Below are 25,262 nucleotides of genomic sequence, written 5' to 3'. Positions count from 1 at the left end.
TCCTTACAGCACTTCAGGCGCCAAGGAAATGATCTTCATGAACTTCTCGTTGCGAAGCTCACGCGTCACCGGCCCGAAGATACGGGTACCGATCGGCTGATCGTTGGTGTTGTTCAACAACACAGCCGCATTTCCATCGAAGCGGATCAGCGAACCGTCGTTACGACGGACGCCACTACGGGTGCGAACCACCACCGCTTTGAGGACCTGGCCCTTCTTGACCTTGCCACGCGGAATGGCTTCCTTCACCGTGACCTTGATGACGTCGCCGACGCGCGCGTAGCGGCGGTGCGAACCGCCCAGCACCTTGATGCACTGCACCCGGCGCGCTCCGCTGTTGTCGGCGACATCCAGCATTGTCTGAGTCTGAATCATCGGTTTTCTCCAAACCTAATCTGACTGCACGGGATCGACCGGCGTAAGCCGATCAACCCTTGGCCTGTTCGACGACTTCGATCAGGGTCCAGGACTTGTTCTTCGACAGCGGACGGCACTCCTGAATGGAGACCGTGTCGCCGGCCTTGGCCTGGTTCGACTCGTCGTGGGCGTGCAGCTTGGTGGAGCGCTTAACATATTTGCCGTAGATCGGGTGGCGCTCACGACGCTCGATCATGACAACGATGGACTTGTCCATCTTGTCGCTCACCACCTTGCCGGTGAGCGTACGGGCTTTCTTCTCTTCGACCATCTCAGTCACCTGCCTTCTCGTTGAGCACAGTCTTCACGCGGGCGATATCCCGACGAACCTGCTTGAGCAGATGAGTCTGGCTCAGCTGACCGGTGGCCTTCTGCATGCGCAGGTTGAACTGCTCGCGGAGGAGTTCGAAAAGCTGCTCCTGGAGCTGCTCTGCTGACTTTTCACGAATTTCCTGGGCTTTCATCACATCACCGTCCGTTTCACAAAGGTGGTGGAGACCGGGAACTTCTGGGCAGCCAGGGCGAATGCCTCGCGAGCCAGCTCCTCGGAAACGCCTTCGATCTCGTACAGGACCCGACCCGGCTGGATCTGTGCGACCCAGTACTCGACGGAGCCCTTACCCTTACCCATGCGGACTTCCAGCGGCTTCTTGGAAATCGGCTTGTCGGGGAAGACACGGATCCAGATCTTGCCGCCACGTTTGACGTGACGCGTGATGGCACGACGGCCGGCTTCGATCTGACGGGCGGTGACACGACCCCGGCCAGTGGCCTTGAGGCCATACTCGCCGAAGCTCACCTTGCTTCCGCGATGCGCCAGGCCACGGTTGCGGCCCTTCTGCATCTTGCGGAACTTCATACGCTTAGGTTGTAACATCGACTCGCTCTCCCCTTACCTGGAACCTTTCTTCTTGGAGGGTGCGGCCTGCGGCTGCTTCGCCTTGGCACGGACCTCCTCGATGCCCCCGAGGATTTCACCCTTGAAGACCCAGACCTTGACACCGATGATGCCGTAGGTGGTCTTGGCTTCGTAGGTGGCGTAGTCGATGTCCGCGCGCAGCGTGTGCAGCGGGACGCGACCTTCGCGGTACCACTCGGTGCGGGCGATTTCCGCGCCGCCGAGGCGACCGGAGAGCTGCACCTTGATGCCGCCGGCGCCCAGACGCATGGCGTTCTGAACGGCACGCTTCATGGCACGACGGAACATCACGCGGCGCTCGAGCTGGCCGGCGATGTTCTGCGCGACAAGCTGGGCGTCGAGTTCCGGCTTGCGGACTTCCTCGATGTTGACGTGCACGGGCACGCCCATCATCTGAGTGACGTCGCGACGCAGGCGGTCGACATCTTCACCCTTCTTGCCAATCACGATGCCCGGACGGGCGGTGTGAATGGTGATACGGGCGTTGTTGGCCGGGCGCTCGATGGTGATCTTGCTCACGGAGGCGTTCTTGAGACGCTCTTCCAGGAAGCGACGCACTTCGAGATCGCTGTTCAGCTTGTCGGCATAAGCGCCGCGCTCGGCATACCACACCGAGGTATGGTCTTTGACGATACCCAGGCGAATGCCTGTTGGATTGACTTTCTGACCCATCTGGTCGACTCCTACTTCTCGGCTACCTTGACGGTGATGTGGCAAGTGCGCTTCAGAATGCGATCCGCACGGCCCTTGGCGCGCGGACGGATGCGCTTGAGCGTCATGCCCTCATCGACGCAGATGGTCGAGACACGCAGCTCGTCGATATCCATGCCGTTGTTTTCTTCCGCATTCGCGATGGCGGACTGCAGCACCTTCTTGACCAGCTTCGCGGCCTTCTTCGGGGAGAAGGTCAGCAGATCGAGCGCCTCGGCGACCGGTTTATCGCGCACCTGGTCAGCCACCAAACGGGCCTTCTGGGCGGATAAACGAGCGCCACGCAGCTTTGCTGTGACTTCCATCTCTCAATCCTCTCTGGCTTACCGTTTGGCTTTCTTGTCCGCCGCATGGCCGCGATAAAGGCGGGTAGCAGCGAATTCGCCCAGCTTGTGGCCAACCATTTCCTCGGAGACGTGCACCGGGACGTGTTGGCGACCGTTATGGACAGCAATGGTGAGCCCGACCATGTTGGGCAGGATCATGGAGCGACGCGACCAGGTCTTGATCGGTTTGCGATCGCCCTTCTCCACTGCAGTCTCAACCTTCTTCAACAGATGAAGGTCAATAAAAGGACCTTTCTTCAGTGAACGTGGCACAGCCGTTACCTCTTAATGTCTTGGCGTTGGATCTTATTTCCGGGCCTTGCGGCGACGGATGATCAGCTTGTCGGTGCGCTTGTTCTTGCGGGTCTTGTGGCCCTTGGTGGGGATGCCCCACGGAGACACCGGGTGACGACCACCGCTGCTGCGGCCTTCGCCGCCGCCGTGCGGGTGATCCACCGGGTTCATGGCCACGCCGCGAACGGTCGGACGCACGCCTCTCCAGCGCTTCGCACCGGCCTTGCCAAGTTGACGCAGGCTGTGCTCGGAGTTGCTCACTTCGCCCAGGGTCGCGCGGCACTCGGCCAGCACCTTGCGCATCTCGCCGGAGCGCAGACGCAGGGTGGCGTAGTTGCCTTCGCGAGCCACCAGCTGGGCGCTGGTACCGGCGCTGCGAGCGATCTGTGCGCCCTTGCCGGGCTTCAGCTCGATGCAGTGCACGGTGGAACCCAGCGGGACGTTGCGCAGCGGCAGCGCGTTGCCCTTCTTGATGGGCGCGTTGACGCCGGACTCGAGACGGTCGCCAGCGCTCACGCCACGCGGAGCGATGATGTAGCGACGCTCGCCGTCCATGTACTTCAGCAGCGCGATGTGGGCGCTACGGTTCGGGTCATGTTCCAGGCGCTCGACGACGGCCGGAATGCCATCCTTGGTGCGCTTGAAATCGATGATCCGATAGTGATGACGATGACCACCGCCCACGTGGCGGGTGGTGATGCGACCGTAGTTGTTACGGCCACCGGACTTGGACTGCTTCTCGAGCAGCGGCGCGTACGCGCGGCCCTTGTGCAGTTCCTCACCAACGATCTTGACGACGTGGCGACGACCGGCGGATGTGGGTTTAGTCTTGACGATTGCCATGATCCGTACTCCTGCCCTTATTCGGCGCCAGAGAAGTCTTCAAGCGTCTCGCCGGCGGCCAGTGTCACGTACGCCTTGCGATAACCCTTGCGCTGACCCAGACCCTGCGCGGTGCGCTTGGTCTTGCCCTTCATGTTCAGCACCTGAACACGGTCGACCTTCTTGCCGAACAGCTCCTGAACGGCAGCCTTGATCTCGGGCTTGGTCGCGTCGCTTGCCACCTTGAACACGTACTGGTTGCGCTCGGCGGCCATGGCGGCCTTCTCGGTCACGTGCGGACCGAGCAGAACCTTGAATACACGTTCCTGGTTCATGCCAGCTTCTCCTCGAATTTACGCAGAGCGGAGACGGTGACCAGCACCTTGTCGAAGGCGACCAGGCTCACCGGATCAGCGGCGGCGACGTCCACCACATCCACGTTCGGGATGTTGCGGGCGGCGAGGTACAGGTTCTCGTCGACCTCTTCGGTGACGATCAGCACCTTCTCCAGACCCAGCTCCTCGAGCTTGGCGACCAGCTGCTTGGTCTTGGGCGCTTCGACGGCGAAGGCATCGACGGCCACCAGACGTTCCTGACGGACCAGCTCGGAGAGAATCGAGCGCATGGCCGCACGGTACATCTTGCGGTTGACCTTCTGGGAATGGTCCTGGGGACGCGCCGCAAAGGTCACACCGCCGCTGCGCCAGATCGGCGAGCGGATGGTGCCGGCACGGGCACGACCGGTGCCCTTCTGGCGCCACGGCTTCTTGCCACCGCCACGCACGTCGGAACGATTCTTCTGGGCGCGAGTACCCTGACGACCACCGGCCAGATAGGCGGTGACGACCTGGTGCACCAGGGCCTCATTGAATTCTTTGCCAAAGGTGGCATCGGATACTTCGACAGCACCGGCGCCTGCACCTGCAAGATTCAGATTCATCGGTAAGTTCCCCTTCAGCCTGCTTTGACGGCGCTGCGCACGATGACATCACTGCCGGTAGCGCCAGGCACGGCGCCCTTGATCAGCAGCAGGTTACGTTCGGCGTCGACACGGACCACTTCCAGGCTCTGCACGGTGCAACGGGCATTGCCCATCTGACCGGCCATCTTCTTGCCCTTGAACACGCGGCCCGGCGTCTGACACATGCCGATGGAACCCGGTGCGCGGTGGGCCAGGGAGTTACCGTGGCTGTTGTCCTGGGTGCGGAAGTTCCAGCGCTTGACGGCGCCCTGGAAACCCTTGCCCTTGGAGGTGCCGGTCACGTCAATCATCTGACCAGCTTCGAAGAGGGATACGGTGAGTTCGCCGCCCACTTCCGGAGCCTCGTCACCTGCTGCCAGGCGGAACTCCATCAGCGAACGACCGGCCTCGACACCTGCCTTGGCGAACTGCCCGGCTTGGGCTTTCGACAGATGCTTGGCCTTGCGGGAGCCGGTTGTCACCTGAACCGCGGCGTAGCCATCGGACTCGACGGACTTGACGCGAGTCACACGGTTAGGCTCAACCTCGATCACGGTTACGGGCACGGATGCACCGTCTTCGGTGAAGACGCGGGTCATACCGGCCTTCCTACCGACTAAACCGATAGTCATTCTCAGTCTCCTATAGTGTACGGGGCTATCACCCGCTATGGCTGCCCTTTCCAGAGCATTCCACTAGCACGTTGTGTGGCGCCATCCCGGCGCGGCGGCTGCTGAACACCTTCAGAGGAGAGGGCGAACGCTGGGCCGCGAGTGTCTAGTGTGGTATCAGTCGAGCTTGATCTGCACGTCAACGCCGGCGGCGAGGTCGAGCTTCATCAGGGCATCAACGGTCTTTTCGGTGGGCTCGACGATATCGAGCACCCGCTTGTGGGTACGAATCTCGTACTGATCGCGCGCGTCCTTGTTGACGTGCGGAGACACCAGCACGGTGTAACGCTCGCGATTGGTCGGCAGAGGAATCGGACCACGGACCTGGGCGCCGGTACGCTTGGCGGTATCTACGATCTCCGCGGCGGACTGGTCGATCAGGCGATGGTCGAAGGCCTTCAACCTAATGCGAATCTTCTGGTTCTGCATTTGCCCTAACTCCAATGGATTCTGACGGCGCGAGCCGTCAACCCACGCATTCAAAGGATGCGCATTATAGGCACGCCGACAGTGAGAGTCAAACACTCACTTCCGGTGCGCAGAAAGGGGGCTCCTGGCGGAGCCCCCTTCGATCGATCAAGCGGCGAAGCGCTTACTCGACGATCTTGGCCACGACGCCGGCGCCGACGGTACGACCGCCTTCGCGGATGGCGAAGCGCAGGCCGTCGTCCATGGCGATCGGAGCGATCAGGCTGACGACCATCTTGACGTTGTCGCCCGGCATGACCATCTCGACGCCTTCCGGCAGTTCACAGGTACCGGTGATGTCGGTGGTACGGAAGTAGAACTGCGGACGGTAGCCCTTGAAGAACGGAGTGTGACGACCACCCTCGTCCTTGGACAGCACGTACACCTCGGCCTCGAACTTGGTGTGCGGGGTGATGGTGCCCGGCTTGGCCAGGACCTGGCCACGCTCGACGTCGTCACGCTTGGTGCCGCGCAGCAGGGCGCCGACGTTCTCACCGGCACGACCTTCGTCGAGCAGCTTGCGGAACATCTCGACGCCGGTCACGACGGTCTTGACGGTGTCCTTGATACCGACGATCTCGACTTCTTCACCCGCCTTGACCACGCCGCGCTCGACGCGACCGGTGACCACGGTGCCGCGGCCAGAGATGGAGAAGACGTCCTCGATCGGCATCAGGAACGGCTGGTCGATGGCACGCTCCGGCTCCGGAATGTACTCGTCCAGGGCCTTGATCAGGTTGGCAACGGCGGTGGTACCCATGCCGTTGTCGTCCTTGCCTTCCAGGGCCATCAGGGCGGAACCGGTGATGATCGGGGTGTCGTCGCCCGGGAAGTCGTACTCGTCGAGGAGTTCACGAACTTCCATCTCGACCAGCTCCAGGAGCTCCTCGTCGTCGACCATGTCGGCCTTGTTCAGGAACACGACGATGTACGGCACGCCAACCTGGCGAGACAGCAGGATGTGCTCGCGAGTCTGCGGCATGGGGCCGTCGGCAGCGGAACAGACCAGGATCGCACCGTCCATCTGGGCGGCACCGGTGATCATGTTCTTGACGTAGTCGGCGTGACCCGGGCAGTCGACGTGCGCGTAGTGACGCGTCTCGGACTGATACTCCACGTGAGAGGTGGCGATGGTGATACCGCGCTCACGCTCTTCCGGGGCGTTATCGATGGCGTCGAACTCGCTCCAGTCACCGCCGAACACCTCGGCAGAAACGCGAGTCAGGGCCGCAGTCAGCGTGGTCTTGCCGTGGTCGACGTGACCAATGGTACCGACGTTGATATGCGGTTTGGAACGTTCAAATTTTTCCTTAGCCACTGCTATAACCTCTTTACGTTAGCTAACGGTTAACCGTTCTGGTTGATGACGGCTTCAACGACGCTGGACGGCGCCTCTTCGTAGTTCGCAAACTCCATGACGTAGCTTGCGCGGCCCTGGGTCTGAGAGCGCAGATCGGTCGCGTAACCGAACATCTCAGCCAGAGGTACCGTGGCGCGGATGACCTTGCCCATGGCGGTGTCATCCATGCCCTGGACGAGGCCGCGACGGCGATTCAGGTCGCCCATGACGTCACCCATGAAGTCCTCGGGGGTCACGACCTCGACCTTCATCACCGGCTCGAGGAGCACGGCCTTCGCCTTCTTGGCACCTTCTTTGATGGCCATGGAAGAGGCCACCTTGAACGCGGTCTCGTTCGAGTCCACGTCATGGTAGGAACCGTCGAACAGCGTGACCTTGACGTCAATCATCGGGTAGCCCGCGATGACACCGTTCTGCAGCTGCTCGTAGGCCCCTTTCTCGACGGCCGGCACGTATTCCTTCGGAACCACGCCGCCAACGATCTCCGAGGCGAACTTGAAGTGCATGTCCTCGTCCTCGCCCTTGTCCTCGGCGGTGAGCGGCTCGATACGCAGGTACACGTGACCGAACTGACCGCGACCACCGGACTGGCGGACGAACTTGCCTTCCTGCTCGACCTTGCCGCGAATGGTCTCGCGGTAGGCTACTTGCGGCTTGCCGATGTTGGCATCGACCTTGAACTCGCGACGCATGCGGTCGACGAGGATATCCAGGTGAAGCTCACCCATGCCGGAGATGATGGTCTGACCCGTCTCCTCATCGGTGCGCACCTGGAAAGAGGGATCTTCCTGGGCCAGCTTGCCCAGTGCGATACCCATCTTTTCCTGGTCGGGCTTGGACTTCGGCTCGACGGCCACCGAGATGACCGGATCCGGGAACTCCATGCGCTCGAGCACGATCTTGTCGTTCAGATCGCACAGGGTGTCGCCGGTGGTGACGTCCTTCAGGCCGATGCAGGCGGCGATGTCGCCGGCCAGCACTTCCTTGATCTCCTCGCGGGAGTTGGCGTGCATCTGGACGATACGACCGACGCGCTCCTTCTTCTGCTTGACGGAGTTGTAGACGCTGTCACCCGACTTCAGCACGCCCGAGTAGACGCGGATGAAGGTCAGGGTGCCGACGAAGGGGTCGGTGGCGATCTTGAACGCCAGGGCGGAGAACGGTGCCTTGTCGTCCGCCTCGCGGGTGGCGATGGTGCCATCCTTGTCGTCCAGCTCACCCTCGATGGCCTTGACCTCGGTGGGCGACGGCATGTACTCGATGACGCCATCCAGCACGGCCTGCACGCCCTTGTTCTTGAAGGCGGAGCCGCAGGTGACCAGGACGATCTCGTTGTCGAGGGTACGACGACGCAGGCCGGCCTTGATCTCCTCGACGGACAGCTCGCCCTCTTCGAGGTACTTGTCCATCAGCTCTTCGGAGGCCTCGGCGGCCGACTCGACCATCTCCTCGCGGAACTTCTCGGCGGTCTCCTGGAGCTCGGCCGGAATATCGACGAGGTCGTAGTTCATCCCGAAGTTGCTCTCATCCCACAGGATGGCCTTCATCTGGATGAGGTCGATGACGCCCTTGAACTCGTCCTCGGTGCCCCAGTTGATCTGGATCGGCACGGTGTTGGCACCGAGACGCTCCTTCAGCTGGTCGACCACCATGAAGAAGTCGGCGCCGGTACGGTCCATCTTGTTGACGAACACCATGCGCGGGACTTCGTACTTGTTGGCCTGACGCCAGACGGTCTCGGTCTGCGGCTGAACGCCCGAGGAGCCGCACAGCACCACGACGGCGCCGTCGAGCACACGCAGGGAACGCTCGACTTCGATGGTGAAGTCGACGTGCCCCGGGGTGTCGATGATGTTGATGCGGTGCTCATCGAACTGCTTGTTCATGCCCTGCCAGAAGCAGGTGGTCGCCGCGGAGGTGATGGTGATACCACGCTCCTGCTCCTGCTCCATCCAGTCCATGGTGGCAGCGCCCTCATGGACCTCGCCGACCTTATGGGAGAGGCCGGTGTAGAACAGGACGCGTTCGGTGGTGGTGGTCTTGCCGGCGTCTACGTGCGCAACGATGCCGATGTTGCGGTAGCGATTTAGCGGAGTCTTGCGAGCCACGTTGGAACTCCCCGTTGGTTGGCGGTGCGTCGAAGACGACGCACTTAGAAGCGGTAGTGAGAGAAGGCCTTGTTGGCTTCTGCCATGCGATGCACGTCTTCACGCTTCTTGACGGCCGAGCCCTTGCCTTCGGCGGCATCGAGCATCTCACCAGCGAGGCGCTGCACCATGGTCTTCTCGCCACGGCGACGGGCCGCGTCGACCAGCCAGCGCATGGCCAGTGCCTGACGGCGCGAGGGGCGAACTTCCACGGGCACCTGATAGGTCGCACCGCCGACGCGGCGGGACTTGACCTCGACCATGGGCTGGATGGTTTCCAGCGCCTTGTCGAAGATCTCCAGCGGCTCTTCCTTGCTACGCTCGGCAACCCTGTCCAGCGCACCGTAGACGATGCGCTCAGCTACGGACTTCTTGCCGCTGATCATCAGGTGGTTCATGAACTTCGCCAGGCGCTCACTTCCGAACTTGGGATCCGGCAGGATCTCGCGCTTAGCCGCAACTCTTCTTCTAGGCATGATAAGCCCTCATCAAAGGATCCTTCAGGTAAACCCGAGACGCGCGATCGTTCGCCATGCGACAGACCGTGCTCGACCTTACTCTTATCAGACCGTGGTCAAAATAGGGTGACTGCTGCGTGCGAAGGCCGATCAGGCCTTCGGACGCTTGGTGCCGTACTTGGAACGGCCCTGCTTACGGTTCTGCACGCCGGAGGTGTCCAGGGCGCCACGCACGGTGTGATAGCGCACACCGGGAAGGTCCTTTACACGGCCGCCGCGGATCAGGACCACGGAGTGCTCCTGGAGGTTGTGACCTTCACCACCGATGTACGAGGAGACCTCGTAGCCGTTGGTCAGGCGAACACGGCACACCTTACGCAGTGCGGAGTTCGGCTTCTTCGGGGTGGTGGTGTAGACGCGGGTGCAGACACCGCGACGTTGCGGGCAGGCCTGCAGCGCAGGCACGTCGCTCTTGGCGGCCTGACGCTTGCGCGGCTTGCGCACGAGCTGATTGATCGTTGCCATGGTGTGTAGCTGACTCCAATGGGTTGCCTTGCCTTACTCAGCGGGTGCGGGCGCACCCGCCCCACTGTTAAAGGCTGCGCATTCTAATGGCTGACGCGGCACGTCGTCAAGCCTGCGCCCCCCGGGAGGGCGCAGGCCGCGATGCGAACGTCAGATCTCGTCGTCGTCCGAGTCCAGCGCGGTGAGCTGGGCGCCCAGCTCCTGCTCGACGTCGTAGGCCGACGGGTGGAGCAGCCGCTCGGCGTCTTCACGCTTGCGGCGGCGCTCCGCGTGGTGGGTGAGGCCGGTACCGGCCGGGATCAGACGACCCACCACCACGTTCTCCTTCAGGCCGCGCAGGTAATCACGCTTGCCGGTCACCGCCGCCTCGGTCAGCACCCGCGTGGTCTCCTGGAAGGAGGCCGCGGAGATGAACGACTCGGTGGCGAGGCTCGCCTTGGTGATACCCAGCAGCAGCCGCTGGTACTTGGCCGGGAACTTCTCTTCCTGCTCCAGGCGAGCGTTCTGCTCGAGCACGCGCACCAGCTCGGCCTGATCGCCCGGGATGAAGTCGCTGTCGCCGGCGTCGGTGATCTCCACCTTGCGCAGCATCTGACGCACGATCACCTCGATGTGCTTGTCGTTGATGCCCACGCCCTGCAGGCGGTAGACGTCCTGCACCTCGGCGGTGATGTACTTGGCCAGCTCGGCGATGCCCAGCAGGCGCAGGATGTCGTGCGGGTTGCTCGGGCCGTCGGAGATGACCTCGCCCTTCTCCACCGACTCGCCCTCGAAGACCGCGATCTGGCGCCACTTCGGGATCAGCATCTCGAACGGATCGCCCGCTTCCGGGGTGATCGTCAGGCGACGCTTGCCCTTGGTCTCCTTGCCGAAGCTGATCACGCCGCTGATCTCGGCGAGGATCGCCGGCTCCTTCGGCTTGCGCGCCTCGAACAGGTCGGCGACGCGCGGCAGACCACCGGTGATGTCCTTGTTGCCGGTCGCCTCGACCGGGATCCGCGCCACGACCTCACCGACGCCGATCCGCGCGCCGTTGTCGGCGGTGATGATCGCCTTGCCGGGCAGCGGGTACTGGACCGGGGTGTCGGAGCCCGCGACGGTGACCGCCTTGCCCGCCGCGTCGGTGAGCATGATCAGCGGGCGCTTGTCGCGGCCCGCCATGGGGCGTGCCGCCGACTCGATCACCTCGATCGAGGAGAGACCGGTCATCTCGTCCACGCTGCGGTGCATGGTCACGCCTTCGTCGAGGTCGGCGTACTGCACCTGGCCCTCGGCCTCGGCGATGATCGGGTGGGTGTGCGGATCCCACTTGGCCACGGCCTGGCCGGCCTCGACCTGGTCGCCGTCGCGGACGTCCAGCTCGGCGCCGTAGGGCAGCTTGTAGTACTCGCGCTCGCGGCCGTGGTCGTCGGCAACGGCCAGGGCGCTGGAGCGGGAGACCACCACCAGCTTGCCGTCGCCGCGCTCGACGTGCTTGATGTTGTGCAGGCGCACCTTGCCGCCGTGCTTGACCTGGACGCTGTCCACCGCGGAGGCCCGTGAGGCCGCGCCGCCGATGTGGAAGGTCCGCATGGTCAGCTGGGTACCCGGCTCGCCGATCGACTGGGCGGCGATGACGCCGACGGATTCGCCGATGTTCACCTGATGACCACGCGCCAGGTCGCGACCGTAACAGGCCGAGCAGACGCCGTGGGCGGTCTGGCAGGTGATGGTCGAGCGCACCACGATCTCGTCGACGCCCATGGTGTCGAGCTCGGCACACCAGGCCTCGTCGAGCAGGGTGTCGCGCGGGATCAGCACCTCGTCGGTGGCCGGATCGACCACGTCCTGGGCGACCACGCGGCCGAGCACACGCTGGGCCAGGGAGACGATGATGTCGCCGCCCTCGATGACCGGGTGCAGGGTCAGGCCGTTCTCGGTGCCGCAGTCCGGCTCGGTGATGACCATGTCCTGGGCCACGTCGACCAGGCGACGGGTCAGGTAACCGGAGTTGGCGGTCTTGAGGGCCGTATCCGCCAGGCCCTTACGCGCGCCGTGGGTCGAGATGAAGTACTGCAGGACGTTCAGGCCCTCGCGGAAGTTCGCGACGATCGGCGTCTCGATGATCGAGCCGTCCGGCTTGGCCATCAGGCCACGCATGCCCGCCAGCTGGCGGATCTGGGCGGCACTACCCCGGGCGCCGGAGTCGGCCATGATGAAGACGCTGTTGAAGGAGTCCTGCTCGACCTCCTTGCCCTCGCGGTCCACCACGGTCTCCTTGGAGATGCCGGTCATCATCGCCTTGGCGACCTGGTCGTTGGCGCGGGCCCAGATGTCGATGACCTTGTTGTACTTCTCGCCGGCGGTGACGAGACCGGAGGAGAACTGGTCCTCGATCTCCTTCACCTCGTCCTCGGCCGCCTCGACGATCTCGGCCTTCTCGTCCGGGATGACGAAGTCGTTGACGCCGATGGAGGCGCCGGACCAGGTGGCCATGCGGAAGCCGGTGTACATCAGCTGGTCGGCGAAGATCACCGCCGGCTTGAGGCCCGCGCGGCGATACACCTCGTTGATCAGCTTGGAGATGGCCTTCTTCTTCATCGGCTGGTCGACCAGCTCGAAGGGCACGCCGTCGGGGAGGATGCGGAACAGCAGTGCACGGCCGACGGTGGTGTCGTAGATGCGACGCTGATGGCGCTCCTCGCCGGTCTCCTCGTCGATCTCGACCTCGTCCAGGCGCACCTTGACGCGGGCGTGCATCGACACGTTCTGGGTGCCGAAGGCGCGCTCCACCTCGTCGAGGCCAGAGAACACCATGCCCTCGCCGTTGGCGTTGATGCGCTCGCGGGTCATGTAGTACAGACCCAGCACCACGTCCTGGGACGGCACGATGATCGGCTCGCCGTTGGCCGGTGACAGCACGTTGTTGGTGGCCATCATCAACGCGCGGGCCTCGAGCTGGGCCTCCAGGGTCAGCGGCACGTGCACCGCCATCTGGTCACCGTCGAAGTCGGCGTTGTAGGCGGCACACACCAGCGGGTGCAGCTGGATCGCCTTGCCCTCGATCAGCAGCGGCTCGAAGGCCTGGATGCCGAGACGGTGCAGGGTCGGGGCGCGGTTGAGCAGCACGGGGTGCTCGCGGATGACGTCGGCGAGGATGTCCCACACCTCCGGCAGCTCGCGCTCGACCATCTTCTTGGCGGCCTTGATGGTAGAGGCATAGCCGAGAGACTGCAGCTTGGAGTAGATGAACGGCTTGAACAGCTCCAGCGCCATCTTCTTCGGCAGGCCGCACTGGTGCAGGCGCAGGGTCGGGCCGACGGTGATCACCGAGCGGCCGGAGTAGTCCACGCGCTTGCCCAGCAGGTTCTGACGGAAGCGGCCCTGCTTGCCCTTGATCATGTCGGCGAGCGACTTCAGCGGGCGCTTGTTGGACCCGGTGATGGCCCGGCCGCGACGGCCGTTGTCGAGCAGCGCGTCGACCGACTCCTGCAGCATGCGCTTCTCGTTGCGCACGATGATGTCCGGGGCATTGAGGTCGAGCAGCCGCTTGAGGCGGTTGTTGCGGTTGATCACGCGACGGTACAGATCGTTGAGATCGGAGGTCGCGAAGCGGCCGCCATCCAGCGGCACCAGCGGACGCAGGTCCGGCGGCAGCACCGGCAGCACTTCCATGACCATCCAGGCCGGGTCGTTGCCCGAGCCCTGGAAGGCCTCGAGCAGCTTGAGCCGCTTGGAGAGCTTCTTGATCTTGGTCTCGGAGTTGGTCTGCGGGATCTCCTCGCGCAGGCGACCGATCTCCTCCTCGAGATCGATGTCCTTGAGCAGTGCCTGGACCGCCTCGGCGCCCATGCGGGCGTCGAAGTCGTCACCGAACTCCTCGAGGGCCTCGAAGTACTGCTCGTCGTTGAGCAGCTGGCCGCGCTCGAGGGTGGTCATGCCCGGATCGATGACCATGAAGCTCTCGAAGTAGAGCACGCGCTCGATGTCGCGCAGGGTCATGTCGAGGAACATGCCGATGCGCGACGGCAGCGACTTCAGGAACCAGATGTGCGCGACGGGGCTCGCCAGCTCGATGTGGCCCATGCGCTCGCGGCGAACCGCGGCCTTGGTCACCTCGACGCCGCACTTCTCGCAGATGATCCCGCGGTGCTTCATGCGCTTGTACTTGCCGCACAGGCACTCGTAGTCCTTCACCGGGCCGAAGATCTTGGCGCAGAACAGGCCATCTCGCTCCGGCTTGAAGGTGCGGTAGTTGATGGTCTCCGGCTTCTTGACCTCGCCGTAGGACCAGCTGCGGATCATGTCCGGCGACGCCAGCGTGATCTTGATCGCGTCGAACTCTTCGGACTGCGACTGCGATTTGAGGACTTTCACCAAATCTTTCATGGGGTCGGCTCCGTTGCGGAGTTGTCATGGGCGGGGGCGTTGCCACCCCCGCGGACCGTCATTCTGTGAAGCGCAGGCGGTGCAGCCTCAGCTTTCCAGTTCGATATCGATACCCAGCGAGCGGATTTCCTTCACCAGCACGTTGAAGGATTCCGGCATGCCCGCCTGCATGGTGTGGTCGCCGTCCACGATGCTCTTGTACATCTTGGTGCGACCCTCCACGTCGTCGGACTTGACCGTGAGCATCTCCTGGAGCGTATAGGCCGCGCCGTAGGCCTCCAGGGCCCAGACCTCCATCTCCCCGAAGCGCTGGCCCCCGAACTGCGCCTTGCCGCCCAGCGGTTGCTGAGTGACCAGCGAGTAGGAGCCGGTGGAACGCGCGTGCATCTTGTCATCCACCAGGTGGTTGAGCTTCAGCATGTACATGTAGCCCACCGTGACCGGACGGTCGAAGGCGTCGCCGGTACGCCCGTCGTACAGGGTCGTCTGGCCGGAGTCCGGCAGATCGGCGAGGCGCAGCAGGTGCTTGATCTCGCCCTCCTGGGCGCCGTCGAACACCGGCGTGGCCATCGGCACGCCGCCCTTGAGGTTCTTCGCCAGGGCGATCACCTCGTCGTCGGAGAGCAGGTCGAGGTTCTCGACGCGGGTGCCCTCGCTGGCGTTGTAGACCTGGCCGAGGAACTCGCGGATCTGGCCGACCTGCTGCTCGCGGGCGTCGCGCAGCATGTGCTCGATCTTCACCCCGAGGCCGCGGGCGGCCATGCCCAGGTGGGTCTCGAGGATCTGACCGACGTTCATCCGCGACGGCACGCCCAGCGGGTTCAGCACCACGTCGATGGGCTCGCCGTAGCCGTCGAAGGGCATGTCCTCGATCGGCATGATCGCCGAGATGACACCCTTGTTACCGTGACGGCCGGCCATCTTGTCGCCCGGCTGCAGGCGGCGCTTGATCGCCAGGTAGACCTTGACGATCTTGAGCACGCCCGGCGCCAGGTCGTCGCCCTGGGTGAGCTTGCGCTTCTTGTCCTCGAACCGCTCGTCCATCTCCTTGCGACGGTTCTCGAGCTGTTCGTCGGCCTGGGCCAGCAGCTCGTTGAGGGTCTCGTCCTGCATGCGCAGCTTGAACCACTGCTGACGCGGCAGCTCCTCGAGGTAGCTGTCGGAGAGCACGTCGCCCTTCTTCAGCTTCGGCCCGCCGTTGACGGCCTGGCCGACGAGGGTGCGCTGCAGGCGCTCGAAGGTGGCATCCTCGGCGATGCGGTAGGTCTCCTGCAGGTCCTTGCGGACCTCGTCGAGCTGCATCTGCTCGATGGAGAGCGCCCGGGAGTCCTTCTCCACGCCGTCGCGAGTGAAGACCTGGACGTCGATGACGGTGCCCTTCATGCCGGTCGGGGCACGCAGGGAGGTGTCCTTCACGTCGGAGGCCTTCTCGCCGAAGATCGCACGCAGGAGCTTCTCTTCCGGCGTCAGCTGGGTCTCGCCCTTGGGCGTGACCTTGCCGACCAGGATGTCGCCCGCGCCGACCTCGGCGCCGATGTAGACCACGCCGGCCTCATCCAGCTTGCCCAGTGCCGATTCGCCGACGTTGGGGATGTCGGAGGTAATCTCCTCCGGCCCCAGCTTGGTGTCGCGAGAGACGCAGGTCAGTTCCTGGATGTGGATGGTGGTGAAACGGTCTTCCTGGACCGCCCGCTCGGAGAGCAGGATGGAGTCCTCGAAGTTGTAGCCGTTCCACGGCATGAAGGCGATGCGCATGTTCTGGCCCAGGGCCAGGTCGCCCATGTCCACGGAGGGACCGTCGGCCAGGATGTCGCCGCGGCTCACCCGGTCGCCGGGGCGCACGATCGGACGCTGGTTCTGGCAGGTGTTCTGGTTCGAACGCAGGTACTTGGTCAGGTTGTAGATATCGACGCCGGCTTCGCCGCCGATGATCTCGTCCTCGCTGACGCGCACCACGATGCGCTTGGCATCGACCGAGTCGATCACGCCGCCACGCCGTGCCACTTCGCAGACGCCGGAGTCACGGGCCACGAAGCGCTCCATGCCGGTGCCCACCAGGGGCTTGTCGGCACGCAGGGTCGGCACCGCCTGACGCTGCATGTTCGCCCCCATCAGGGCGCGGTTGGCGTCATCGTGCTCGAGGAAGGGGATCAGGGCCGCGGCCACGGAGACCACCTGGCGCGGCGACACGTCCATCAGCGTCACCTGCTCGGGACGCATGAAGGTGGTCTCGCCGCGGTGACGGACCTGCACCAGGTCGTCGACCAGCTTGCCGCCCTCGTCCACGGTGGCGGAGGCCTGGGCGATGACGAAGTCGCCCTCCTCGATCGCCGAGAGGTGCACCACGTCGTCGGTCACCTGGCTGTCCACGACCTTGCGGTACGGCGTCTCGAGGAAGCCGTAGCTGTTGGTGTGGCTGTAGGTGGCCAGCGAGTTGATCAGGCCGATGTTCGGGCCTTCCGGCGTCTCGATCGGGCACAGGCGGCCGTAGTGGGTGGCGTGAACGTCACGCACCTCGAAGCCGGCCCGCTCGCGGGTCAGGCCGCCCGGCCCGAGCGCGGAGACACGGCGCTTGTGGGTGACCTCGGAGAGCGGGTTGTTCTGGTCCATGAACTGGGAGAGCTGGCTGGAACCGAAGAACTCCTTCACCGCCGCCGCGACCGGCTTGGCGTTGATCAGGTCCTGGGGCATCAGGCCTTCGCTCTCGGCCATGGAGAGACGCTCCTTGACCGCGCGCTCGACGCGCACCAGGCCCACGCGGAACTGGTTCTCGGCCATCTCGCCGACGCAGCGGATGCGGCGGTTGCCCAGGTGGTCGATGTCGTCGACGTCGCCGAAGCCGTTACGGATGGCGATCATCTCGCGCAGCACGTCGAGGATGTCGCGCTGGTCGAGGACGCCGGAGCCGGTGTCGCTGTCGCGACGCAGGCGACGGTTGAACTTCATGCGGCCCACGCCCGACAGGTCGTAGCGATCCTCGCTGAAGAACAGGTTGGTGAACAGCGTCTCGGCGGCTTCCTTGGTGGGCGGCTCGCCGGGGCGCATCATGCGGTAGATCTCGACCAGCGCCTCGAGGCGGGACCCGGTGGTGTCCAGCTTGAGGGTGTCGGAGATGAAGGGACCACAGTCGAGATCGTTGGTGTAGAGGGTCTCGAGGGTGGTGACGCCGGCCTGGCCGAGCTTCTCGAGCAGCTCCGGGGTGATCTCGCTGTTGCAGGAGCAGATCAGCTCGCCGGTGGCGGGATCGACCTGATCCTTGGCCAGGGTCTTGCCGAAGAGGTAGTCCATCGGCACGTCGAGGCGCTCGAGACCGGCCTTCTCCAGCTGGCGGATGTGCTTCTGGGTGACTCGGCGACCCTCCTCGACGATGACGTTGCCGTCGCCGTCCTTGATGTCGAAGGTCGCGGTCTCGCCGCGCAGGCGCGACGGCACCAGCTCCACGGAGAAGCCGGACTTCTCGATGTGGAAGGTGCTGAACTCGAAGAACTCGGCGAGGATGTCCTCGGCGCTCATGCCCAGGGCGTGCAGCAGCACCGTGGCCGGCAGCTTGCGGCGACGGTCGATGCGCACGAAGACGCTGTCCTTGGGATCGAACTCGAAGTCGAGCCAGGAGCCGCGGTAGGGAATCACGCGGGCCGAGTAGAGCAGCTTGCCGGAGGAGTGGCTCTTGCCCTTGTCATGGTCGAAGAACACGCCGGGCGAGCGGTGCAGCTGGGAGACGATGACCCGCTCGGTACCGTTGATCACGAAGGTACCGTTCTCGGTCATCAGGGGGATCTCCCCCATGTAGACTTCCTGCTCCTTGATGTCCTTGATCGCCTTGTTCGACGAATCCTTGTCGTAGATGATCAGGCGAACCTTGACGCGCAGGGGGGCCGAATAGGTGACGCCACGCAGCTGGCACTCCTTGACGTCGAAGGCCGGGGTGCCGAAACGGTAGCTGACATACTCGAGGGCCGCGTTGCCGGAGAAGCTCGCGATCGGGAAGACCGACTTGAAGGCGGCGTGCAGGCCGATCTCCATGCGTTCTTCGGGTGAGCGATCCTGCTGGAGAAACTCGTAGTAGGAATCAAGCTGGATGGCCAGCAGGTAAGGCACATCCATCACTTGGGGCAGTTTGCCGAAATCCTTGCGGATGCGTTTTTTCTCAGTGTATGAGTAAGCCATCTGTATTCCCCAGCTTGTTCACCATGGGTGACCGATGCGTGTCGGCGTCACCCGACGGGTACGGCTCCGTCAGGCGCTGACGGCAAGCCTCCACCAGGAGGCTCGCCGTCGGAATTCGGCTAGCGGTGGCCCGAGGGCGACCGTCTAGTGACAACAGAAAAAGGCCGGCAGCGGGTGACCCGCCACCAGCCGTGGAAGCTTACGCAGCGCGTGAAGCCATGGGCACAAGGGTTACTTGAGCTCCACGCTCGCGCCGGCTTCTTCCAGCTTCTTCTTCGCCTCTTCGGCGTCGTCCTTGGACATGGCTTCCTTGATGGTCGCCGGTGCGCCGTCGACGGCACCCTTGGCTTCCTTCAGGCCCAGGCCAGTGATCTCACGGACGGCCTTGATGACGTTGACCTTCTTGTCGCCGGCGCCGGTCAGCACCAGGTCGAATTCGGTCTGCTCTTCCTCGGCAGCGGCTTCACCGCCACCCGGGCCGGCCACGACGGCAGCGGCAGCGGAGACACCGAACTTCTCTTCCATGGCCTCGATCAGCTCGGCCACTTCCATCACGGACATGTCGGCGACGGCGTTGATGATGTCTTCTTTGGTCAGTGCCATTGTCTAGATTCCTAACTTTGCGGGAGCCTCGGCATCGCGATGGCTCGGGGATTCAATGTTCGATTCAGGCTGAGCGCAAGAGTTCGCCGTTCAGGCGGCCTCTTCCTGCTTCTGGTCGCGCAGCGCAGCGAGGGTACGGACCAGCTTGCCGGCAGAAGCTTCCTTCATGACGGACATCAGCTTGGCGATCGCCTCATCGTAGGTCGGCAGGGTTGCCAGACGGTCGATGTCGCTTGCCGGGATCAGCTCACCTTCGTAGGCCAGCGCCTTGACCTCAAACTCCTTCTGACCCTTGGCGAACTCCTTGAACAGACGGGCAGCGGCGCCCGGGTGCTCGTAGGAGAAAGCCAGCATGGTCGGACCGGAGAAGGTCTCGTCCAGAATCTCCCAGGGAGTTCCGGACAGGGCGCGGCGTGCCAGGGTGTTGCGGACAACACGGATCTGCACGCCATTCTCGCGGGCCTGCTTGCGCAGGTCGGTCATCGCGCTGACCGCGACGCCACGAGAGTCGGCAACTACGACGGAGAGCGCATCCTTGGCCGCTTCACTGACCTCGGCAACGATTGCCTTCTTGCCTTCGAGTGCTAGTGGCACAGTGATCACTCCTTCGTGCCGGAACCTCGCGAGAGGATTCCGGTGGTTACCATCTCTCCCGACCGGAGGTCGGGAGTCCTGGGTGATGGTGCTCACCAGAGATCTGGCGGCCACACCATCTGCGCAGGCCTTCCCGAGGGAAGATTAAGCCGCTCTTCCGGAGAGGAGCGGCACCTGCGGTCTTTGACGGTGCCCCGCCGGCGAGGATAGCCCGGCACGGGGACCGCAAAGTTCCTGCATTCGTCTCGATCGACGCCCGGTCAGACCAGGGCGGAATGATCGATGGTCAGACCCGGGCCCATGGTGGTGGACAGGGTGAACTTCTTGAAATAGATACCCTTGGACGTGCTCGGCTTGAGCCGCTTCAGGTCGGCGACCAGCGCCTCCAGGTTGCCCCGGATGGCAGCAGCGTCGAAGTCGACCTTGCCCAGAGTGGTATGGATGATGCCGTTCTTGTCGGTACGGAAGCGCACCTGGCCGGCCTTGGCGTTCTTGACCGCGGTGGCGACGTCCGGCGTCACGGTACCGACCTTCGGGTTCGGCATCAGGCCGCGCGGACCGAGGATCTGACCCAGCTGGCCGACGACGCGCATGGCGTCCGGCGAGGCGATGACCACGTCGAAGTCGAGCTGGCCCTTCTTGACCTGCTCGGCCAGGTCGTCCATGCCGATGATGTCGGCGCCGGCTTCTTTCGCGGCATCGGCATTGGCACCCTGGGTGAAGACGGCGACACGCACGTCCTTGCCGGTACCGTTGGGCATGACGGTGGCGCCACGCACGACCTGGTCGGATTTCCGCGGATCGACGCCGAGGTTGATGGCGACGTCCAGGGACTCCTTGAACTTGACGGTGGAGAGCTCGGAGAGCAGGGCCACGGCGTCGTCGAGGGAGTAGGCCTTGTTGGCGTCGACCTTCTCGCGAATCTGCTGGGCGCGCTTGGACAGTTTAGCCATGATCAGAGACCCTCCACGTTCAGGCCCATGCTGCGGGCACTACCGGCAATGGTACGCACAGCGGCGTCGAGATCGGCAGCCGTCAGATCGGGCTCCTTGGTCTTGGCGATCTCTTCGAGCTGCTCGCGGGTCACGGTGCCGACCTTGGTCTTGTTCGGCTCACCGGAGCCGGACTTGATGCCAGCGGCCTTCTTCAGCAGGACCGCGGCGGGCGGGGTCTTGGTGACGAAGGTGAAGCTGCGGTCGGAGTAGACGGTGATGACCACGGGAGTCGGCAGGCCGACTTCGATGTCCTGCGTCGCGGCGTTGAACGCCTTGCAGAACTCCATGATGTTGACACCGTGCTGACCCAGTGCCGGACCCACGGGGGGGCTCGGGTTGGCCTTGCCAGCTGCCACCTGCAGCTTGATGTAAGCCTGTACTTTCTTGGCCATGATGGACTCCAGTTGGGTAGTAGCGCCTTGCGGCTCCCCGGGTTAGACGACCACCCTCGGGTGGCCGCCACGAAAAACGATGCGGCCGGAAGGTTATTCCTTCTCGACTTGGGCAAACTCCAGCTCGACGGGCGTGGAGCGACCGAAGATCAGCACGCTGACCTGCACGCGGCTCTTGTCGTAGTTGACCTCTTCGACGACGCCATTGAAGTCGGCGAAGGGGCCGTCGATGACGCGAACCGACTGGCCCGGCTCGAACAGCGTCTTGGGCCGCGGCTTGTCGGTGCCATCCTTCACCCGGCTGAGGATCGCATCGGCCTCACGCTGGGTGATGGGTGCCGGCTTCTCCTTGGTACCGCCGATGAACCCCATGACGCGCGGGGTCTCGTTGACCAGGTGCCAGGTCTCGTCGTCCATCTCCATCTCGACCAGCACGTAGCCGGGATAGAACTTGCGCTCGCTCTTGCGACGCTTGCCGTCACGCACCTCGACGACTTCTTCGGTGGGCACCAGAATCTCGCCGAAGCGATCTTCCATGCCATACATCTTCACGCGCTCGGTGAGCGAGCGCATGACATGCTTTTCGAAGCCGGAATAGGCGTGGACGACATACCAACGCTTGGACATGAAAACTCCTAACCGATGACGCCGGACATCGCCCAGCCAAGAAGGGTATCGATCAGCCAGAGCATCAGCCCGACCACCAGCACGGCCACCAGCACGATGGCGGTGGTCTGGATGGTCTCGGGCCGTGTCGGCCAGACGACGCGCTGAATTTCCTTCTTCGCACTCCTGGCGAGCTCGAGCAGATCACGACCCTTGGTCGTGGTCAGCGCCACCAGTGCCGCCGCCACGCTGAGCACGACGACACCGAGCACACGATAGAGAAGTGCCTGATCGGCAAAATAGGTATTGCCGACCACGGCAAGGACCAGCAGAGTGACGACAACCGCCCACTTGAGCCCGTCGTGGCGCGACTCCTGCACCTCGGCGTTATGCTTCATGAAAACGAGACTCCTCAGGGCGCGGCAATCGAAACATGAAAGTATATGAGATATCGCCAGCCTGGGGAAGACTGGCAGGCCAGGAGGGAATCGAACCCCCAACCTGCGGTTTTGGAGACCGCTGCTCTGCCAATTGAGCTACTGGCCTGTATCTGCTTCCGCGACCGCCCTTTGCAGGCGGCCTGCACGACAGCGGGCGCCATGATAGCGAAAGGCACTTCGCCTGGCAACCCCTCCCCCGACACATTGTTGCCCCGAGGGAGAAAAAGAAAAGGCGAGCCGCGGCTCGCCTTCTCAATATGGAGCTCATGGACGGATTTGAACCGTCGACCTCACCCTTACCAAGGGTGTGCTCTACCCCTGAGCTACATGAGCACAACTTGCGGCATCAACACTCGATACCTGGAGCGGGCAGCGGGGATCGAACCCGCATCATCAGCTTGGAAGGCTGAGGTTCTACCATTGAACTATGCCCGCCTACCCACTCTTGCTGCCAGCACCCGACGCATCGCATGCGGCCAAACTTGGTGGAGGGGGAAGGATTCGAACCTTCGAAGCTTTCGCGGCAGATTTACAGTCTGCTCCCTTTGGCCACTCGGGAACCCCTCCAACTGGCGATGTATTCTACCGCCTTTGCTTCCGGTGTCAAGCCTCTGATTTATCAGGATCTTGATACTTCGTGCCGAACGAGCCGACCCGTCTTCCCGGAACGCGACGCATTCTGTCAAAGCAGCATCGAGAATGCAAGCGCCGCACGGATCTTTTCCATCGCCACCGGCGCAGGCACCTGCGGCGCCCCGGAGAGCCGGCCGGCGCGCTCCGCCGCCGTCAGCGGAAAGCTGGCCTCGAGTCCGCCATAGACCATGTCCGGCCACACCGCATGGGGGACCTGGATGCCGCGCGACACCACCCGCGCGTCGCCCCCGGTCAACAGCATCGGCAGCGCGACGTCCTGCTGGTCACAGACCTCGCTGTAGATGCGGTTGACCGCGCTGACCGCGGCCATGTAGATGCCGTGATTGACCGCCTCGACCGTGCGCCGGCCCGGCTCGAGCAGCTCTTCCGCCTCGCTGTCCGGGTCGATGGCCACGTTGCGGGTCCCGAGCTTGAGGCTCTCCTTCATCAGGCGCAGCCCCGGCAGGATATAGCCGCCGAGGTGTCGCCCGCCGGGCAGCACGAAGTCGACGGTGATGGCGCTGCCACAGTCCACCGCGCAGCAGCCGCCCGCCAACTGATAGCCGGCCAGGGCCCCCATCCAGCGATCGACCCCCAGCTTGCCGGGCTCCTCATAGCCGTTGGCGACGCCCAGGGCCTCGTGGGTGGAGCGCGCCACGTGGACGGTGCCAACGCGGCGGCGCAGCAGCGCCACCGTCTCCTCCAGAACCGCCCGGCGCGCCACGCTGGAGATGCGCACCGCCTCGACCACGTCGAGGTCCGGGATATCGGCGCCGGGACGCCACTCCTCGCGAGTCCAGACCGCCCCGCGCGAACGGATCTCGCTGCTGTCGCCATCCTTGAGTCGCCACTTCGACAGGGTATTGCCGATATCCAGGTCCAGGATCATGCCCGTCTCCGCACGCTGATTTCACCGCCAGCCAGCCGCCACTGCCGCTCGCCCTGGCGCACCCAGAGATTGCCGGCCGCATCCACGTCGCCGGCAATCGCCGCTTCACGCTCGCCGCGCTGCAGGACCTCCACCTCACAGCCGGCGTAGGCGTGCCGGGCGTTCCACTCCTCCTGCCAGGCGGCGAAGCCCTGCTGCTCGAAGCCCGCCAGCAGCGGCAGCAGCTCATCGAGCAGTGCCGCGGCCAGGGCATTGCGCGACAGTTGCGGCGCCTGGTCGTGCACCGCGGCCACGGGCTGGTCGATGCGCTCGCGAAACGCCTGGGGCAGGTCGACGTTGATGCCCATGCCGACCACCACCTCGCAGGGCCCGGCGGCGTCGCCGCTGATCTCGACCAGGATGCCCGCGAGCTTGCCCAGATCCCCGCCCTCCTGCTTCAGCAGCACGTCGTTGGGCCACTTGAGCCGAGGCGTGGCACCGTGACGCTCGAGCACCCGGGCCAGCACCACGCCGAGGGCCAGGCTCAGCCCCTCCAGGGCCGCCACGCCGGCGTCGACCCGCCAGCCGATCGAGAGCATCAGGGTACGCCCCCAGGGCGTCACCCAGGTGCGTCCCCGACGCCCGCGTCCTTCGCTCTGCTGCTCGACCAGACAGACCTCGCCATGCCCAGCGCCCTGGGCGAATCGTTCGCGCAGGTAGGCATTGCTGGAGGGCAGGGTCTCTTCCACGAACAGCCGCGTCAGATACGGGCGCGCCTCCCGGGAGAGGCCAGCCACCACGGTGCGCCCGTCGAGCAGCTCCAGGCGCTCCGTCAGGCGATACCCCTGCCCCTTCACCGCCTCCATGGGGATCCCCAGAGACTCCAGTTTCTGCAGCTGTTTCCATACCGCCGCCCGCGAGACGCCGAGCTGCACTCCCAGCTGCTCGCCAGAGTGGAACTCGCCGTCGCTCAACAGGCGGATCAGGTCACCGATGGTCATGCTCATGCCCCAGACGGGAAATGAGCCATTCTAGCGGATGGGGGCAGGCCCCGGAAATCACGGCACGACGATCACGCATTCGACATACCGGTGAGAGCGCCTCGTGATCGCCGCCAGGGAGGCTCTCACCCGTCCAAGACGCCAGGTCGTCGACGCGACACCCTTCCTTACTCCCCCGACAGCACCCTGGAGCCATGCGTGCGCCGATGCCCCATGAAGGGGCGCCCTCCTCCCCTCTTCCTTCCCAGCGCCCCGTGACGAGGCCGTCCCAGTCGCCCTGCCCCACACCACCTGGCAGCAGCTGGCCCGAGACTCCCCATCCCCCTCCAAACCAAAACGCCCCCGCCTCAATCGAGACGGGGGCGTTTTCGTTGGGGCGCCAGATCAGACGGCCGGGCGAGCCGGCTCGATCATCAAGCGAGCGCGCATGAAAAAACCCCGAGCTCGTTGAGCTCGGGGTTTTCTCGGAATAGGTGCCTGACGATGACCTACTCTCGCATGGGGAGGCCCCACACT

General features: G+C 64.1%; 26 protein-coding genes and 4 tRNA genes. All 30 read right to left on the bottom strand.

The features are described from left to right. Nucleotides 1-3: 3 nt before the first annotated feature. The 30 genes from rplN to ACGTNG_RS17150 all read right to left on the bottom strand — a co-directional run bounded on the left by rplN (nt 4) and on the right by ACGTNG_RS17150 (nt 24,746). A complete protein-coding gene (gene rplN / locus ACGTNG_RS17295; RefSeq protein WP_071943813.1) occupies nt 4-375 on the bottom strand; it encodes a 50S ribosomal protein L14 in 372 nt (123 codons plus the stop codon). Nucleotides 376-427: 52 nt separating this feature from the next. Continuing rightward, nucleotides 428-688, bottom strand: coding sequence for a 30S ribosomal protein S17 (gene rpsQ / locus ACGTNG_RS17290; protein ID WP_071943809.1), 261 nt, complete (start codon nt 686-688; stop codon nt 428-430). 1 nt (nt 689) lies between these two features. Further along, nucleotides 690-881 (bottom strand): 50S ribosomal protein L29, encoded by a 192-nt coding sequence (rpmC, locus tag ACGTNG_RS17285; RefSeq protein ID WP_040183129.1) that lies wholly within the window; start codon nt 879-881, stop codon nt 690-692. Further along, nucleotides 881-1,294, bottom strand: coding sequence for a 50S ribosomal protein L16 (rplP, locus tag ACGTNG_RS17280; RefSeq protein WP_021819610.1), 414 nt, complete (start codon nt 1,292-1,294; stop codon nt 881-883). Before rplP ends, rpmC begins: the two co-directional genes overlap by 1 nt. A gap of 15 nt (nt 1,295-1,309) precedes the next feature. Then, nucleotides 1,310-2,008, bottom strand: a complete 699-nt coding sequence (gene rpsC / locus ACGTNG_RS17275; RefSeq protein ID WP_089848246.1) for a 30S ribosomal protein S3 — start codon at nt 2,006-2,008, stop codon at nt 1,310-1,312. 11 nt (nt 2,009-2,019) lie between these two features. Beyond that, nucleotides 2,020-2,352 carry a 50S ribosomal protein L22 gene (gene rplV / locus ACGTNG_RS17270; RefSeq protein WP_089848247.1) on the bottom strand — a complete coding sequence of 111 codons (333 nt, stop codon included), beginning with the start codon at nt 2,350-2,352 and terminating at the stop codon, nt 2,020-2,022. A gap of 18 nt (nt 2,353-2,370) precedes the next feature. After that, nucleotides 2,371-2,646 carry a 30S ribosomal protein S19 gene (gene rpsS, locus ACGTNG_RS17265; RefSeq protein WP_071943800.1) on the bottom strand — a complete coding sequence of 92 codons (276 nt, stop codon included), beginning with the start codon at nt 2,644-2,646 and terminating at the stop codon, nt 2,371-2,373. Between the two features lie 33 nt (nt 2,647-2,679). Then, nucleotides 2,680-3,510, bottom strand: a complete 831-nt coding sequence (gene rplB / locus ACGTNG_RS17260) for a 50S ribosomal protein L2 (protein WP_349759286.1) — start codon at nt 3,508-3,510, stop codon at nt 2,680-2,682. A gap of 17 nt (nt 3,511-3,527) precedes the next feature. Further along, nucleotides 3,528-3,824, bottom strand: coding sequence for a 50S ribosomal protein L23 (rplW, locus tag ACGTNG_RS17255; protein WP_040183135.1), 297 nt, complete (start codon nt 3,822-3,824; stop codon nt 3,528-3,530). Continuing rightward, nucleotides 3,821-4,429, bottom strand: a complete 609-nt coding sequence (gene rplD / locus ACGTNG_RS17250) for a 50S ribosomal protein L4 (RefSeq protein ID WP_394797748.1) — start codon at nt 4,427-4,429, stop codon at nt 3,821-3,823. Before rplD ends, rplW begins: the two co-directional genes overlap by 4 nt. Before the next feature lie 14 nt (nt 4,430-4,443). Further along, a complete protein-coding gene (rplC, locus tag ACGTNG_RS17245; protein ID WP_089848254.1) occupies nt 4,444-5,082 on the bottom strand; it encodes a 50S ribosomal protein L3 in 639 nt (212 codons plus the stop codon). 156 nt (nt 5,083-5,238) lie between these two features. Continuing rightward, nucleotides 5,239-5,550 (bottom strand): 30S ribosomal protein S10, encoded by a 312-nt coding sequence (gene rpsJ, locus ACGTNG_RS17240; protein WP_089848256.1) that lies wholly within the window; start codon nt 5,548-5,550, stop codon nt 5,239-5,241. A 163-nt stretch (nt 5,551-5,713) separates the two neighbouring features. Next, a complete protein-coding gene (gene tuf, locus ACGTNG_RS17235; protein ID WP_394797747.1) occupies nt 5,714-6,907 on the bottom strand; it encodes an elongation factor Tu in 1,194 nt (397 codons plus the stop codon). A 29-nt stretch (nt 6,908-6,936) separates the two neighbouring features. Further along, nucleotides 6,937-9,057 carry an elongation factor G gene (fusA, locus tag ACGTNG_RS17230; protein WP_394797746.1) on the bottom strand — a complete coding sequence of 707 codons (2,121 nt, stop codon included), beginning with the start codon at nt 9,055-9,057 and terminating at the stop codon, nt 6,937-6,939. Between the two features lie 44 nt (nt 9,058-9,101). Then, nucleotides 9,102-9,572, bottom strand: coding sequence for a 30S ribosomal protein S7 (rpsG, locus tag ACGTNG_RS17225; protein WP_089848262.1), 471 nt, complete (start codon nt 9,570-9,572; stop codon nt 9,102-9,104). 132 nt (nt 9,573-9,704) lie between these two features. Further along, complete coding sequence (gene rpsL, locus ACGTNG_RS17220) at nt 9,705-10,079, bottom strand: 30S ribosomal protein S12 (protein ID WP_089848264.1); 375 nt, start codon at nt 10,077-10,079, stop codon at nt 9,705-9,707. A gap of 150 nt (nt 10,080-10,229) precedes the next feature. Further along, on the bottom strand, nt 10,230-14,447 hold the full coding sequence (rpoC, locus tag ACGTNG_RS17215; protein ID WP_394797745.1) for a DNA-directed RNA polymerase subunit beta': 4,218 nt from the start codon (nt 14,445-14,447) through the stop codon (nt 10,230-10,232). An 87-nt stretch (nt 14,448-14,534) separates the two neighbouring features. Next, the gene (gene rpoB, locus ACGTNG_RS17210) at nt 14,535-18,614 is read right to left on the bottom strand and encodes a DNA-directed RNA polymerase subunit beta (RefSeq protein ID WP_394797744.1); all 4,080 of its coding nucleotides are present in this window, start codon (nt 18,612-18,614) and stop codon (nt 14,535-14,537) included. 231 nt (nt 18,615-18,845) lie between these two features. Continuing rightward, nucleotides 18,846-19,217 carry a 50S ribosomal protein L7/L12 gene (gene rplL / locus ACGTNG_RS17205; protein WP_394797743.1) on the bottom strand — a complete coding sequence of 124 codons (372 nt, stop codon included), beginning with the start codon at nt 19,215-19,217 and terminating at the stop codon, nt 18,846-18,848. A 90-nt stretch (nt 19,218-19,307) separates the two neighbouring features. Next, nucleotides 19,308-19,811, bottom strand: a complete 504-nt coding sequence (gene rplJ / locus ACGTNG_RS17200) for a 50S ribosomal protein L10 (RefSeq protein WP_071943769.1) — start codon at nt 19,809-19,811, stop codon at nt 19,308-19,310. A gap of 260 nt (nt 19,812-20,071) precedes the next feature. Continuing rightward, nucleotides 20,072-20,764 carry a 50S ribosomal protein L1 gene (rplA, locus tag ACGTNG_RS17195; RefSeq protein WP_394797742.1) on the bottom strand — a complete coding sequence of 231 codons (693 nt, stop codon included), beginning with the start codon at nt 20,762-20,764 and terminating at the stop codon, nt 20,072-20,074. A 2-nt stretch (nt 20,765-20,766) separates the two neighbouring features. Beyond that, entirely contained in the window at nt 20,767-21,198 is a 432-nt protein-coding gene (rplK, locus tag ACGTNG_RS17190; RefSeq protein ID WP_108447080.1) for a 50S ribosomal protein L11, read from the bottom strand. 93 nt (nt 21,199-21,291) lie between these two features. Then, complete coding sequence (nusG, locus tag ACGTNG_RS17185) at nt 21,292-21,825, bottom strand: transcription termination/antitermination protein NusG (protein ID WP_394797741.1); 534 nt, start codon at nt 21,823-21,825, stop codon at nt 21,292-21,294. 8 nt (nt 21,826-21,833) lie between these two features. Continuing rightward, a complete protein-coding gene (gene secE / locus ACGTNG_RS17180) occupies nt 21,834-22,202 on the bottom strand; it encodes a preprotein translocase subunit SecE (protein ID WP_089848278.1) in 369 nt (122 codons plus the stop codon). A 72-nt stretch (nt 22,203-22,274) separates the two neighbouring features. Further along, nucleotides 22,275-22,350 (bottom strand) — tRNA-Trp (locus ACGTNG_RS17175). Between the two features lie 152 nt (nt 22,351-22,502). Beyond that, nucleotides 22,503-22,577: transfer RNA gene (locus ACGTNG_RS17170), tRNA-Thr, on the bottom strand. 28 nt (nt 22,578-22,605) lie between these two features. Continuing rightward, a tRNA-Gly gene (locus ACGTNG_RS17165) sits at nt 22,606-22,679 on the bottom strand. A 48-nt stretch (nt 22,680-22,727) separates the two neighbouring features. After that, nucleotides 22,728-22,811, bottom strand: a tRNA-Tyr gene (locus ACGTNG_RS17160). Between the two features lie 115 nt (nt 22,812-22,926). Next, the gene (locus ACGTNG_RS17155) at nt 22,927-23,766 is read right to left on the bottom strand and encodes a type III pantothenate kinase (protein ID WP_394797740.1); all 840 of its coding nucleotides are present in this window, start codon (nt 23,764-23,766) and stop codon (nt 22,927-22,929) included. After that, nucleotides 23,763-24,746 (bottom strand): biotin--[acetyl-CoA-carboxylase] ligase, encoded by a 984-nt coding sequence (locus ACGTNG_RS17150; RefSeq protein ID WP_394797739.1) that lies wholly within the window; start codon nt 24,744-24,746, stop codon nt 23,763-23,765. The genes ACGTNG_RS17155 and ACGTNG_RS17150 overlap by 4 nt, the downstream gene beginning before the upstream one ends. Between the last annotated feature and the right edge of the window lie 516 nt (nt 24,747-25,262).

The organism is Halomonas sp. B23F22_3 (assembly GCF_043496965.1).
GTDB lineage: Bacteria > Pseudomonadota > Gammaproteobacteria > Pseudomonadales > Halomonadaceae > Halomonas.
Note: the sequence above shows the minus strand (reverse complement) of the source record. Positions and strands in the feature narration are given on the sequence as shown.

What these genes read in the sequence shown, in the direction of transcription:
- rplN (WP_071943813.1), bottom strand. Translation starts at nt 375, where the DNA reads ATGATTCAGACTCAGACAATGCTGGATGTCGCCGACAACAGCGGAGCG.
- rpsQ (WP_071943809.1), bottom strand. Translation starts at nt 688, where the DNA reads ATGGTCGAAGAGAAGAAAGCCCGTACGCTCACCGGCAAGGTGGTGAGC.
- rpmC (WP_040183129.1), bottom strand. Translation starts at nt 881, where the DNA reads ATGAAAGCCCAGGAAATTCGTGAAAAGTCAGCAGAGCAGCTCCAGGAG.
- rplP (WP_021819610.1), bottom strand. Translation starts at nt 1,294, where the DNA reads ATGTTACAACCTAAGCGTATGAAGTTCCGCAAGATGCAGAAGGGCCGC.
- rpsC (WP_089848246.1), bottom strand. Translation starts at nt 2,008, where the DNA reads ATGGGTCAGAAAGTCAATCCAACAGGCATTCGCCTGGGTATCGTCAAA.
- rplV (WP_089848247.1), bottom strand. Translation starts at nt 2,352, where the DNA reads ATGGAAGTCACAGCAAAGCTGCGTGGCGCTCGTTTATCCGCCCAGAAG.
- rplB (WP_349759286.1), bottom strand. Translation starts at nt 3,510, where the DNA reads ATGGCAATCGTCAAGACTAAACCCACATCCGCCGGTCGTCGCCACGTC.
- rplW (WP_040183135.1), bottom strand. Translation starts at nt 3,824, where the DNA reads ATGAACCAGGAACGTGTATTCAAGGTTCTGCTCGGTCCGCACGTGACC.
- rplD (WP_394797748.1), bottom strand. Translation starts at nt 4,429, where the DNA reads ATGAATCTGAATCTTGCAGGTGCAGGCGCCGGTGCTGTCGAAGTATCC.
- rplC (WP_089848254.1), bottom strand. Translation starts at nt 5,082, where the DNA reads ATGACTATCGGTTTAGTCGGTAGGAAGGCCGGTATGACCCGCGTCTTC.
- rpsJ (WP_089848256.1), bottom strand. Translation starts at nt 5,550, where the DNA reads ATGCAGAACCAGAAGATTCGCATTAGGTTGAAGGCCTTCGACCATCGC.
- rpsG (WP_089848262.1), bottom strand. Translation starts at nt 9,572, where the DNA reads ATGCCTAGAAGAAGAGTTGCGGCTAAGCGCGAGATCCTGCCGGATCCC.
- rpsL (WP_089848264.1), bottom strand. Translation starts at nt 10,079, where the DNA reads ATGGCAACGATCAATCAGCTCGTGCGCAAGCCGCGCAAGCGTCAGGCC.
- rpoC (WP_394797745.1), bottom strand. Translation starts at nt 14,447, where the DNA reads ATGAAAGATTTGGTGAAAGTCCTCAAATCGCAGTCGCAGTCCGAAGAG.
- rpoB (WP_394797744.1), bottom strand. Translation starts at nt 18,614, where the DNA reads ATGGCTTACTCATACACTGAGAAAAAACGCATCCGCAAGGATTTCGGC.
- rplL (WP_394797743.1), bottom strand. Translation starts at nt 19,217, where the DNA reads ATGGCACTGACCAAAGAAGACATCATCAACGCCGTCGCCGACATGTCC.
- rplA (WP_394797742.1), bottom strand. Translation starts at nt 20,764, where the DNA reads ATGGCTAAACTGTCCAAGCGCGCCCAGCAGATTCGCGAGAAGGTCGAC.
- rplK (WP_108447080.1), bottom strand. Translation starts at nt 21,198, where the DNA reads ATGGCCAAGAAAGTACAGGCTTACATCAAGCTGCAGGTGGCAGCTGGC.
- nusG (WP_394797741.1), bottom strand. Translation starts at nt 21,825, where the DNA reads ATGTCCAAGCGTTGGTATGTCGTCCACGCCTATTCCGGCTTCGAAAAG.
- secE (WP_089848278.1), bottom strand. Translation starts at nt 22,202, where the DNA reads ATGAAGCATAACGCCGAGGTGCAGGAGTCGCGCCACGACGGGCTCAAG.
- ACGTNG_RS17155 (WP_394797740.1), bottom strand. Translation starts at nt 23,766, where the DNA reads ATGATCCTGGACCTGGATATCGGCAATACCCTGTCGAAGTGGCGACTC.
- ACGTNG_RS17150 (WP_394797739.1), bottom strand. Translation starts at nt 24,746, where the DNA reads ATGACCATCGGTGACCTGATCCGCCTGTTGAGCGACGGCGAGTTCCAC.